Source organism: Culicoidibacter larvae (assembly GCF_005771635.1).
In the GTDB taxonomy this organism is placed as follows: Bacteria; Bacillota_I; Bacilli_A; order Culicoidibacterales; family Culicoidibacteraceae; genus Culicoidibacter; species Culicoidibacter larvae.
In genome coordinates, this window is the sequence record NZ_VBWP01000015.1 from 1 (window position 1) to 12,525 (window position 12,525).

Sequence of the window (12,525 nt, forward strand, 5' to 3'; positions counted from 1 at the left end):
TAAGACGGCTAGTCAATTTGATTTCTCTTTAATCAAATACCACTCCTGGCGATAGAAATAGCACCTTATGGGCGCACGCTATAAAAAGATTTCAAGTCGAAACAAATGATATTATCGGATAGTTTAAATGCGTTAAGATCCATACTACCCTACCCTTTCCGAATGAACCTTATCTTCTGAGCTCCCCTGCTCGCTTCTATTATCGGCCAAAGGAAAATTGCTGTTGGTCACTATACCGTCAAAATTTGGTCATATAATGAATAAGTGAACAAATAAAGACAACATTAAGATGCTGTCTGTCACTCTATTTGGTACTTACAGACATCATGATGTGTAAATAAGCCATTTTTAGCCGTTTCTAGCGCTGTTCTATTGTTGTGTGCGGAATTATTGCTAACATAGTACAAATAACGCTTAAAACGAAGAAAAGCGCCCGATTTGAGCGCTTTGATATTAGTTATCTTATGTTTTTATCTACATTTGGTAAGTATTGTCTTAAAATATGATTGAGTAAGTCACTGGTAGAAACTTTGTTACTCTTTGCAATATTTTCTAACGCTATTGTTAAATCCTCATATAAATAATATGTAGTGGACTTCTTTTTAGGTTTTTTTGGTATCACTAAATCAATATTACTTTTTCCAGCATCAATAATTTCATCAGCAAATGAAGTCGTCTCAGATAGATCTGTTGGCTGCGAGTTATTAAATTTCTCTGTAAATCTTGACATTATAATACCTCCCTTGATATTAGTTCATCTAATAAATTATTGTATGCCTCAAAAGATTTTGCCTTTTTATCATAAATGTTGATTGGTAAACACTGTCCTTCATTAGCTTCGTTAATTGCAACATTTTTAGGAATATAACTCTTTACCACTATATCTTTAACTACTGAATGCTCATTATTTATGCCAGCAAAGAAATCTTTAGCAACATTAGTGTTTGCTTCTACTCCATTTACAATAAATGCGTTGATATTTGATGGAATTCTCATTCTCTTACAAATATCACTCCATAAGTCAATAAAAAGCTCTGCTCCTTCATATCCACTGGAGCTTGCATTAGATACGATAAACACACAGTCAGAAGCAAGATACGCATTTTGGTTCACAACACTCATTGATGGATTAGTATCAATGAATACGTAGTCATACTCTTCCAATGTGTCAATATTATCATCAAAGTAATTTGATAAAATACGTTCTCTTGCTGTTTCACCAGCAATTTGCATTTCCGTAGCTGTGATTTTGACTGTAGATGGTACAAGATCAATATTTGGTCTAACCTCTTTAATGATTAATAACCCTAAAATTGTTTGATTTTTAAACATATTTGCAGATGTTGCTTCTAACCTACTCTTATCCACTCCAGCGTTAGCAGTAGTATTGCCTTGGGCATCAAGATCAATTAGTAATATTTTGCTGCCTCTTTCGGCCATTAATCCTGCTAGATTATACATTACTGCGGTTTTTCCTGTTCCGCCTTTTAAGTTTGCAAATGAAACTACCTTCTTTAACTTATTCAAGTTAAACACCTCCGTAACTAGATTATAAATAAAGCAAAGGATAAAGTCAATATAAATATTATATCTAGGTATAATATTTAAAGTTTTGTTCTTTGAGAGCAAAACTCAATATAAAAGTAGATATAAAACTCAATATAAAAGTAGATATAAAACTCAATATAAAAGTAGATATAAAACTCAATATAAAAGTAGATATAAAACTCAATATAAAAGTAGATATAAAACTCAATAAAAAAGTAGATATAAAACTCAATATAAAAGTAGATATAAAACTCAATATAAAAGTAGATATAAAACTCAATATAAAGGTAGATATAAAACTCAATATAAAAGTAGATATAAAACTCAATATAAAGGTAGATATAAAACTCAATATAAAGGTAGATATAAAACTCAATATAAAAGTAGATATAAAACTCAATATAAAAGTAGATATAAAAATCAATATAAAAGTAGATATAAAACTCAATATAAAGGTAGATATAAGAATCAATATAAAAGTAGATATAAAACTCAATATAAAGGTAGATATAAGAATCAATATAAAAGTAGATATAAAAAAAAATCTATTGACAGCTTGTTTTAAAGTAATATATGCTATAAGTAATTAAATAGAAAAAAACAGCTATTGCTACCAACAATAACTGTTTGCTTTTAGTAGTTATACTAAATCTGTTTCTCAAAACTTGATATTAGTATAGCATTTTTACCTATGCAATGCAATAGATAAATACACTAAAAGCGCTAAAATAGCAAGATTTAGGGCTTTTTTCTATTCAATAAGACATTGCTAGAGGTTTTACAAAGGTTTCACTTGAGAAAACCGACCGAAGCCACCGTTTCAATAATGCTGCAGCAACTGCAGTACTGCGTAAACTAGCGAAAGGCCCAGAGTTGAGCCGGCGCAGATTCAACCGTTGCGGATAATACAGATCGTACAGGAGAGAATACTAAGGCACAACTGTACATAAAGATCGAGAGCATGCTTATAACTAACGCAGATCCAAGGGTGTATTGCGGGGAGTTAGTTATGTCTAGGGAGTTCCCGAAAGCATGAGCGGTGGCGACACCAGTGAGTTAATGAGCTAAATAGTTCGTTGAATGACTGGTATCGCCAACGTTGCTCTCCTTATTATTTTTAAGTAAGTAATAGAGGAGAGTAACGAGCGCAAGCAAGGCACGTTATCCCGAAAGGGTATATTGTGTTATTGCTTACTGGTGTTAGGTAAACAATGAGGTGAATGCTATAATGAAACGACTTATATTTCTAAGAGAATCAAAACATAATGAAGTACTTGAACGATATAACTTTTTAACTGCAACTTGTTTAGGTTCTTACGGAAGTAATTTAGCAGCTTGGAAAAATCTTCAGGATTTTGAATACAGTCAGGTCCGGAAGAGTGTGAAGAGTAATAATGTTGCAAAAGAATACTTAATCGAGTTACCTAATAGCTGGTTGGACCGAAAGGACCTTTCAGCATTATGTAAAAACTTAGTTGATCGTATATGTCCGGGTTTAGCTGTTGTAAGTTGGTTTGTTCGTGATGCAGCTGTCGGTGAGGATCACAACTTACATTTAGTTGTCTTGTTTAGCTTACGCAGTTTTGCATCAGAGTATGCTAAGTATACTAGCAATTTTTATTTTGATACCGCCGGCCGTGTTTCCAGAGTAGCAAAACCTGGTTATACTTTGCGTTATGCAAAAGGGGATTATAAGGTCGATGCAGAGGGTAAGAAAATTGCTTCAGCTTCAAAGTTTACAGCTAAAGACAAGAGCTATGATCATCCTGGTCGTAAATACCATGTTAAATCATTAATTAAGCAATTCTTTGAAGAACAAGATATGCGGGATTATTCATTGCGCCGGCAATATCACATTAAGAAGATTCGTTATAGTGGGGTAGTGAATAAAAAGGTGTATTATATGCTGAAGGATCATGCGGCATTAGTTGCTGAATTTTATCAAGTTTATCTAGAACTGGCTAGTTATTCAAAAGAAATAAAAAAAGCTGCACGTGTGATATTGCAGCAGGTTTATAATAAGCAACAAAAAGCAAAATTGATTAAGGAACGGATTGCTGCTGTAAGGTTTGGTTTGAACAAGATGTATAATTTGATATAAAAAAAAGGCCAATTTAATTTTTGGCCTTAGGTGTTTACCACCATGTTACGATTTATGTATATTATATTTCAAGAATGTTAATAAATCAACTAAATTAATTTGTGAATAAGCTGAATGTACAGTATAATATTATTATGTTTATCTTGAAGGGAGTTGGTTGATTTGAGTAATAAGCTAAAATTAGGGACGCAAGTTAATGAAATCAGAAAAGGAAAAAATTATTCTCAAATCGAGCTTGCTTCTGAAGAATTAAATAAGAATACAATTGTTAGAATTGAAAAAAATGTTAACTCTCCATCTGTAGATACACTTAATATAATTGTAAATAATCTGGGTATAGATTTTTGCACTTTGACTAAGTATAATGAGTATGCTAATTTTACAGATTATTATAGGATTAAAGATTCAATTGAAGATTGTTTTGCAACATTAAACTGGAGTAAAGCAAAACTGCAGTATGAGTTAATATCTAAAGATATGTATGACTCACTTCCACTGAGAGAGCAGCAGTATGTAGATATTATTCAAATAGAACTAGTTAAACATATAGAACGAAACTATAGAAAAGCCGAATTACTTGCTAAAAAGTCTCTCAATAAAACTCTTAAAGCTGGGGCAGACTTCTTTTCTCATAATGAAATGGAGTTAATAAATATTATTTTTCAATTTGATCAATCAAGCCAACACATGGAACTGATTGAAAGAGTTCTAAATTGGCTAGAAGGACTTCCGGATAGTTTACAAGATTTTCCAGCATACCTGTTGCTACTAAATGGATATTCAACATATTTTTATGAAATTGAAGATTGGAACAAGTCATATACTTTTGCTTCCAAGGGTTATGATGTCGCAATTAGAAGTAATGGCTTAAAATTTATTCCTAGTTTTTTATTTACAAAGGGACTATGCTTGGTAAAATTAGGTCAAGATGTAGGTGAAGGTAAGAAGCTCTTAAAAGACTCATTAGAGTTTTGTAAATTGATAAGAATGGAAGATTTCTATGGTGCAATAATACATGAACTAGAAAAGTATAACATTAATTTAAATCAGGACTTATAATAGGGTCCTTTTTTTATTGACACAATTAAGACTCAATAGTATAATTAATATATAAATTTGAGTATATAGAAATTTAAAACAATAAAACATTGATATTATGTACTCATATTTGAGTATTTATTGTTACCTATCAGTAATTAACTAGAAATAGTTTTGTCGATCTGTCCTGTTAATTACTGATAGGTGGTAATAACCACAAATTCCATATATTGAGTCATTATAGACTCGTTGTGGTATTGGAAAAGGACAATATAGACATCTCCGCAAAAAGTTGATCTATATTGCCCTTCGGTACTACAGCAAATGCTGTAATATTTGACGCCATTAAAAGTTTAATGACACTAATCATTATACTAGAAAAGTAAGGATGGTACAAATGAAACGGTTAAATAATGGAATTATTTTGTTCTCTGACAAGATATATTATTGAAACTGTGGATGAGTACAAGCAAGTACATGAGAATTGCGGCTCCTTGTAATCGGGCTTTGGAATGTCGAGATGATCCCTAAAGTTGAAGCGATGGAAATGATATTGATCATAATCACCAAAAAAGGATTGTGATTTCTAGATCAGAACAGGTGACTAAACAAATAATATAATAGCGATGTGTGGAAATCCAGCCCGACCGCTATGCTCTAAAAAAGAGTTAAATAGAAATCTATAACTTGTTGTATAGTAAGATCAACAAGGCAGCGCCTAAAGATAAGCGGTTGCTGACAACCTAATTTAATAGGACAACAGGAATTTATTATTCCTGTTGTATGTAATATAGAGTAGTACTTTTGGCTCCAATTACCAAAGTACTGCTTTTTTGGTTATACTAGTTCAACATATATTACATACAACAGGGGTAGTAATTAAATAGATTTGTTGTTCCTGCAGTATGTATCAGATGCTGGCAACTTATTTGAGTTGTTATCAATTTCTTGTAATAATAATTTCTTTCTTTTCCCCCCGAAAGTTCAATATTCATTTCAACTATGTTTTATTAATGATCTGATACATGCTGCAAGGATAACAAGTCTAATAAAGGCAAGGAGAGATTGAGATGGAAGAGTGGAAACAAATACCGGGATTAGATGTTTTCTATGAAGCAAGCAATACCGGTAAAATACAAAGACAATATAAAACTAAAGATAAGCTACTACAAGGATACCAAAGACGTGGTCGTCTTGTTGTAAAAGTGAAAAGAAACGGAAGAATGGTTGAGACGTCGTGGGCGAAACTCATTTGGAATGCATTCCATGGGCCGGTACCGAAAGGCGGATATGTTAGAAGAAAAGATTGCCGACGAGGGTATGAGTTAGATAATTTAGTGTTACTATCAAATAAGCAGAAGTCGTTGTATATGAGTCAAATCAAGAACAACGATATTTTATTAGCGCAAGAGCAGCTGCACGACATTTACATGTCAGTTATCAAACGGTGTTAGATACTATTAATAATAAGATTAAAAAGCCAATATATCCATTAAGAAAGGCAACTGCTGAAGAACGTCAAAGTATTATTGGAATGGTTCGCCAAAACCGAGGTATTAATTATAACACTGATAGTTAAATAAAATATTGTAAAAAATCACTATTGAATCAGTAAATCAAACAAAGTAAAATTATATTAAGGAGAGAGTAAGATGAATAAGTTTAAGGAAATGAGTAAACAAACAAAAGTGATTATCGCAGCTGTTCTAGCAGTTGTCATTATTATTGCCGGCAGTGGAGTAGGTGTTGTAGCCCATACAAAGTATCAAAATGACCTGATTGACCAGCAGTTACAAGGACTCGATGCAGAGTATACCGCATTTAATACCAACTTTAAAGATATATATAAAGACTATATGCCAAATCCTTGGCCTAGCGATGCGAACTACTTACAAGCAGTTGCGGATCGTGATGATGTAACAGCATATTATGCATTACAGGAATATATGGCTGCAGTTTTAGAAGCAGGTCTTGTTCAAGTTCAAGCTAAAGTGACTGCATTAAGATCTGAATTTGAAGGAATTAAACAGAGTGATGGATACAATGATAGTGAGAAACAAGATATTGCGACAAAAAAACAAGCAGCGCTGGACTTATTAAATAAAGAAGATATCTTACCGCCACACATCAGTAAAATTACTGAGGCAATCAATACATATAAATCTGCTGTTGATATCGCAAATAAACGGGTTGCAGAAGATAAGAAAAAAGCTGAGGAAGCTGCCGCAACCACTGAATCAGGTAGCTCCGATTACTATAATGATTATTCTGATAATGGCAGTTATAGTGGTAGTGACTCAAGTAATAGTGGCTCAGGATCTGGTGGAGGCGGAGGTGGCAGCACGCAAACTTGCTGGATAGAGTATGTTGAAGATACTGTAGAATATACACTTCCTAATGGCGATACTGGAACCTCTACGATCTATAGACCAGTCAAAGTTTGTAATTAAATAATAATACAAAAGCACTATTAAGTGCTTTTTTTGTTGGGAGGAACAGATATGAACGCAAATTGCCGATCACCGGCACACAATTAAATAACAAAACCCAATTAAGCAGCTGTTATGAATACAGGTGCTTTTTTTCTATGACAATACAAAAAAAGGAGGATGGACATGAAACAGTTCATCAAATTTATTTTTACATTCTTATTTGTGATGCTTATCGCATCAAGTACAATGCAGCCAGTATTCGCATCAAGTGAAAATAACCAAACGATTGAAAATACAACTGAAAACATCAATACTGAGGATAGTACAAATAATGAAGTGATTACTTCCAAAGTAGAAGATACTACCACTACTAATAGTACAATCTCAAATAATCAATTATATAGTCGGCATGTTACTTATCAAATGGGAGACTATGATATTTTAGTGCCCTATAATGGCGTCATGACACACCCAAAAGATATCGAAGGATTTGTTTACAATGATGGCGAGTATCCACAATATCCAAAAGGATGGCTCAATGCCGTTACTGAAAAATTAAACGAACAATTACTAAGTAATCAAAATAAAGCCTTACTACGTTCATCAGTTAGAATGTATGAGCAACTAGGTTATATAGATGGAAATGGATATCGTACATTTATTAATCGGTTAGAATCAGATTCAAAAGTGGCTTTTTGTGCACAGCGGACAAATGATCCAGTTTCATACTCTGATAATTTTTCTGACCCAAGTCACTTTAATAATATTAAAATGACTCAAGCGCTTTATGTAGCATGGGCAGATGCGTACGGAATTATGGGTAATAATGATACTAATTATAAATATGTTGTTGCACAATCAAGTTCATGGTACGGCGAAGGAACAGCTGATTATTGGTCAAGTGTTTATGCGCATGGGTATGGAGATGTGTCTGGTAAATATCGACAAGTAAATGATAAGGTAAATGCTTTATACAACGGTAGCAGCAGTCTAAATTTTACAGAAACGAATTTATCTTCTCATTTCGATCCAATAACAAATACTATCACTACAACAAGTTTTAAAATTAAGGATGACTCTGCAAGTACAGATGTTGTAACTAATATTAAAAGTGGTTATTACATCACGAAGGTATCTGATAATACACCAGTAACAAAACTTACAAAAGGGAATGAATATGTTATTCGTACTGCTAATTTAATTGCTGATGAGTCAATCTCACTTAAAGGTACAGTAACTATGCCAAACCCACAAGCTGATATTGTTTATCCACCAATGGGGTTTGAAGATTTGCAAGCATTATTTTACTACACAGGTAACGATCCAAAATCAGCTTCAGCAACACTAACAGCTGACATCGCACCGGCATACATTCAAATTGGTGGATTTAAAGCCAATGAAGATTTTGAAGTGTTACCGGATACAGAATATGGGCTATATGATAATCAAGCTCGTGAATTAACTCGAGTGATGACGGATGAAACCGGAAAATTTTTAACAGCTCCAGTAAGTGTTCTGCTGTTTGATGGCGCAACCTATATTCGTGAAGTGAATACTGCGGATCCAACGCAATATGCACTTGATTATGAGAAGTATTATTTACCGGACTTAACTGATCCAAACACGACAATTGATTTAGTTGATGGTGTCTATTATATTAATGATAATCAAATGCTGATCAATGAGTATGTACGTGCAGGAGAAATGTCGATCTATAAAGACGACTTTGAAACTGGGGCACCACTTGCAGATGCAGAGTTCAAAGTAACTCGTCTAACTGGTGAAGCCTGTGTTGAAGAAACTGATTCAAGTGATAATAATACTGAGTCAAATACAACTGATACAAACTCAACTGAAAATACAACAGGTGTTATTGACTGCCAAGTTTCATTTACAGTCAAAACAGGAGCTGATGGATATTACAACTTTACTGAGGAACAATTAGATCAATTATTATATGGTGATTATGTCGCCGAAGAAATTGTTGCTCCAAATGGATACATCCCGAGTATAGAGAAAGCCTATTTCACCGTTGATAGTGAAAGTAAAGTTATCCGCTTGGTCTTCCATAATCAAAAAATCAAAGCACTTGTTGAAACCGGCCAGCCATTTGATATGATGATCATCATTGGTGTTGGAATTGGTGGAGCAGGGATGTTGTTATTTGCTTTCCGTAAAAAGAAACTCTCTAAAAAGCTGACTAATACTGCCGCTGCTATCGCATTAACATTAGCTTTAGCTGGTGGAACCGTACTTGCTAATCAAGTAGGCGTATTTGCCGCAACTGAAGATGATATCGAATATATTGAACCATTGTTACCTGATGCAACCGCTCCGACCGACCCAATTGAAGGTATCACAAAGGTGCCTGAGGTTGATACTATTGTTATTACACCGGATACACCAGTCTCTGAAGTAGGCACAATTGATTCAAATACCAGTAGTGCAACAACTGCCGGAGCTGGTCAATCAGATGTATCGGGAACAGAGGCAACTAGCGGATCACTTCCATTTGCCGGTGAGCATATTGTTGAATATGCATTAATCGGTGCAGGCATGCTTGCATTTGTAGGATTACTTATTGTTTTTAATGTCGTACACAAAAAATCGAAGAAAAAAGAAGAATCACAACAATAGGTTGTGGTTCTTTTATTTAGGAGGAAATCAACATGGAAAATAGTCAAAGTTTTGAAATTAATGAAAACAATGAACTGGAAATGAACGAACGGCTTGAATTTGATATGATGCATGACAGTTTACAAAGCATGATGGCAAAGTATAAGGCAATGGTTGCTGAAAGCCATGCTTTAAATGAGCGGCAGATTACCTTGATGGAATCACTCAGTACATCAGGCAGCACACGGATTGATGCTGAATTACTAAGTATTGTTACCGCTGCCCTTGAACATGCTGAACGTTCAAAAGACCAGGCACTGGTCTTTTTTAACCGCTACAATGAACTTGCGGAAAAGTATCTGCAGTTCAATGAAGAAAAGCGCATGAGTGCAGCACAACAAGCCGAACAGAAAACTCAAGCTGATCGTTCACTATCAACTGCAGACCAGGAACTTGCCAAGACAATTGAAGCACGGCGTGCGCAGTATCAAGGAATTGAACCAGCAGCTGTTCCGGCAGTTGCCGTCGCAAGCATGGTTGCCTTTGATTATGGCACGTTGATGACAATTAAATATGGTGAAGCGTACTTTTCGGGAATTTGGGCAAAAATCGTCAATGATAAAGTCCAATTAGATTTTCCAAAATACGCTGCACCGAATGGAGAGAAGTATCCGGTCTTTTGTTTTGATAAACAGCTAAATCAAAGTATTGGAGATGCACTCTTGCCACATCTGACTGCGATGAAAAAAGGAGACAAGCAGAAAAACCTTGCGCTTGATATTCCTTTTACCCCAGCGCTTACATTAGTGAAGTCCCACAAAACTGAAAAAGGAGCTTTCACGAATTTTTCATATGGCGGTGTATACATTAATAATACATTTGCTGGAACCAATCAAGAACAAGAACAGTATATGAGCATTCCAAAAGCATACCGGAAGGACAAGGAAGCAGAATATGTGGTCACATTTGCGAAAGAGGCACTGGAACCGGTAGTTAAAACCTTACATGTCATGGTTGATCAGTATGATGATAAAATCATTCAGAAAACTGATTTAATGACTGGTGAGATTTCAACTTTTGAACGGCCGCAGCACAAACAACAACACCAAGCAGCTGAGATGGAGTAAGTCGGCATACTATTAAAACAAGCCTATGACTAGGCTTGTTTTTATTTTAGGAGGTAGAAAGATGCAAAAAATAATTAATCAATTTAAAGAGTACTGGGAAGATGAATTGATCAGCTCAGTCGATGAAGAGTCAATTTGGTGGAGTCCTACTTTACAGCTCGGTATTAGTGGTGAATTTGAGGATGGTGTTCGTGGTAATGACCACAACAATTTAATCAATTATATCAAGCGAGCGTTTCCTCATGAAGATCCATTGCAATTTATCCATAATGAATTAAATTTTTATCGGATTGTTCCGGAGACAAAGCAGATATTAAAGTCAGAACAACAAACAAGTATTCATCTAGTAAGTGGTTTTAATATTGTGGATTACCAATCATTTAATACTTCTAGACTCGAAAAACAAGATGAGTTGATAGAAGAGAATAATAATCAACAATTATTAAAACCTACAATACATTCAGATGATTTTGGCAATGAGTACCACGCTTATCAATTTACTCTAGATGAGGGAATTTCAATTGAAACCAGGCTTCAATTATTTGAAAATAGTTATGCAGAATTAGCGTTTACAATTAACAATGCCTATACTGAGTATGTGAGTATTGATAATTTTTATGATTTTCAGACGGCCGTTGGTGATACAACGAAAAAAATACTTCAATCAATCATCCGAGAACAATTAGCAGCTAATCCAGAACTCATTTCAAAACGTGATGGCTACTTTGGTCTTGCCACAGAACAAATCTTAGACTATGAAGCTCAGCTACTAACAGAGCGTTTTGCCGATGAATTATCCAGCGTTGTTATTGTTAGAAATGAGTATACGTATGAACGTTATTTTGTTGAATATGATGTACTGGAAACAAGTGGCACTACGAGTGGCAATGTTGATGTTGTTGTAGCGCCAACACAGAATCCGGCAGTAATTGTTAAGGAATATATGTCGAAATTGGGTATTGATTATCAAATTACTGGTTTATTCAAATATCGCAACAATGACTTATCAGAAGTAGAGGAGACCAATTTATTGAGTGATTACAGCAGTGAATTTCTGTCCGATGTCGCTGTTTTTAAAATGACTAAACATGAAGATCATACAAACATAAAACTAAAATATGGTGATCTTTATCTTTCTAATATACTAGCAACACTTGATAACAATAAACTATCATTAGAATTCCCTAAAGGAGTTGCCGGCCAACCACTGTACTGCATGGATATGAAAACATGCAAAGCAATCACAAAAGCCTTAACACCGTACGTGCAACAACTGGAAGTCGGTGAAACCAAGTATGATATCAATTTACCGGTCCCGTTTGATCACAAAATGACATTATTAGGCTGTGATGAACCAGTTGGCCTACACCAGTCAGTCAAGTTCACATATGGCGGTGTACACTTTAGTCATGCGATGTTGCGTGAAAACAAAGAGTCAAAACCCGAAATTGTCTTTATGCAACCATCAATTACGATTACTAAAGGCGTTTATAATGCAGTTGGATTGCACGATACAAGAAAAGATGAGATTGCCGAGTCACTATCAAAACTGACAAAGTCGTTTTCAGATAAGTCGATACAGTCAATTGACTTCAAAACCAATCAGATTGATACACAAAAACGAACATTTACAGATAAGCTGAAAAATGTTCTGGAGATGTAG

General features: G+C 34.6%; 10 protein-coding genes. 8 read left to right on the forward strand and 2 right to left on the reverse strand.

Annotated elements, in window-relative coordinates; all coding sequences use genetic code 11:
* Nucleotides 1–457: 457 nt before the first annotated feature.
* On the reverse strand, nucleotides 458–730 hold the full coding sequence (locus FEZ08_RS11385) for a ribbon-helix-helix domain-containing protein (RefSeq protein ID WP_138192486.1): 273 nt from the start codon (nucleotides 728–730) through the stop codon (nucleotides 458–460).
* A complete protein-coding gene (locus FEZ08_RS11390) occupies nucleotides 730–1,527 on the reverse strand; it encodes a ParA family protein (RefSeq protein ID WP_171015056.1) in 798 nt (265 codons plus the stop codon). Before FEZ08_RS11390 ends, FEZ08_RS11385 begins: the two co-directional genes overlap by 1 nt.
* Nucleotides 1,528–1,619: 92 nt before the next feature.
* Between FEZ08_RS11390 and FEZ08_RS12245 the strand changes: the two genes are divergently transcribed.
* The 8 genes from FEZ08_RS12245 to FEZ08_RS11430 all read left to right on the forward strand — a co-directional run bounded on the left by FEZ08_RS12245 (nucleotide 1,620) and on the right by FEZ08_RS11430 (nucleotide 12,525).
* Nucleotides 1,620–2,138 carry a hypothetical protein gene (locus FEZ08_RS12245; protein WP_171015057.1) on the forward strand — a complete coding sequence of 173 codons (519 nt, stop codon included), beginning with the start codon at nucleotides 1,620–1,622 and terminating at the stop codon, nucleotides 2,136–2,138.
* Nucleotides 2,139–2,776: 638 nt separating this feature from the next.
* Nucleotides 2,777–3,649 carry a hypothetical protein gene (locus tag FEZ08_RS11400; RefSeq protein ID WP_138192490.1) on the forward strand — a complete coding sequence of 291 codons (873 nt, stop codon included), beginning with the start codon at nucleotides 2,777–2,779 and terminating at the stop codon, nucleotides 3,647–3,649.
* A gap of 162 nt (nucleotides 3,650–3,811) precedes the next feature.
* Nucleotides 3,812–4,708, forward strand: coding sequence for a helix-turn-helix domain-containing protein (locus FEZ08_RS11405; RefSeq protein ID WP_171015058.1), 897 nt, complete (start codon nucleotides 3,812–3,814; stop codon nucleotides 4,706–4,708).
* Nucleotides 4,709–5,757: 1,049 nt separating this feature from the next.
* Nucleotides 5,758–6,141, forward strand: a complete 384-nt coding sequence (locus FEZ08_RS11410; protein WP_138192494.1) for an NUMOD4 domain-containing protein — start codon at nucleotides 5,758–5,760, stop codon at nucleotides 6,139–6,141.
* A gap of 198 nt (nucleotides 6,142–6,339) precedes the next feature.
* Nucleotides 6,340–7,137 (forward strand): hypothetical protein, encoded by a 798-nt coding sequence (locus tag FEZ08_RS11415; RefSeq protein WP_138192496.1) that lies wholly within the window; start codon nucleotides 6,340–6,342, stop codon nucleotides 7,135–7,137.
* 165 nt (nucleotides 7,138–7,302) lie between these two features.
* Complete coding sequence (locus tag FEZ08_RS11420) at nucleotides 7,303–9,756, forward strand: MSCRAMM family protein (protein ID WP_138192498.1); 2,454 nt, start codon at nucleotides 7,303–7,305, stop codon at nucleotides 9,754–9,756.
* Nucleotides 9,757–9,788: 32 nt separating this feature from the next.
* Nucleotides 9,789–10,862 (forward strand): hypothetical protein, encoded by a 1,074-nt coding sequence (locus FEZ08_RS11425; protein ID WP_138192500.1) that lies wholly within the window; start codon nucleotides 9,789–9,791, stop codon nucleotides 10,860–10,862.
* Between the two features lie 61 nt (nucleotides 10,863–10,923).
* Nucleotides 10,924–12,525: a hypothetical protein gene (locus tag FEZ08_RS11430; protein WP_138192502.1), complete on the forward strand. Its 1,602-nt coding sequence runs from the start codon at nucleotides 10,924–10,926 to the stop codon at nucleotides 12,523–12,525.

Excerpts from the sequence above, each read along its gene's own strand:
- FEZ08_RS11415 (WP_138192496.1), top strand. The coding sequence starts at position 6,340 with ATGAATAAGTTTAAGGAAATGAGTAAACAAACAAAAGTGATTATCGCA.
- FEZ08_RS11420 (WP_138192498.1), top strand. The coding sequence starts at position 7,303 with ATGAAACAGTTCATCAAATTTATTTTTACATTCTTATTTGTGATGCTT.
- FEZ08_RS11430 (WP_138192502.1), top strand. The coding sequence starts at position 10,924 with ATGCAAAAAATAATTAATCAATTTAAAGAGTACTGGGAAGATGAATTG.
- FEZ08_RS11400 (WP_138192490.1), top strand. The coding sequence starts at position 2,777 with ATGAAACGACTTATATTTCTAAGAGAATCAAAACATAATGAAGTACTT.
- FEZ08_RS11425 (WP_138192500.1), top strand. The coding sequence starts at position 9,789 with ATGGAAAATAGTCAAAGTTTTGAAATTAATGAAAACAATGAACTGGAA.
- FEZ08_RS11385 (WP_138192486.1), bottom strand. The coding sequence starts at position 730 with ATGTCAAGATTTACAGAGAAATTTAATAACTCGCAGCCAACAGATCTA.
- FEZ08_RS11410 (WP_138192494.1), top strand. The coding sequence starts at position 5,758 with ATGGAAGAGTGGAAACAAATACCGGGATTAGATGTTTTCTATGAAGCA.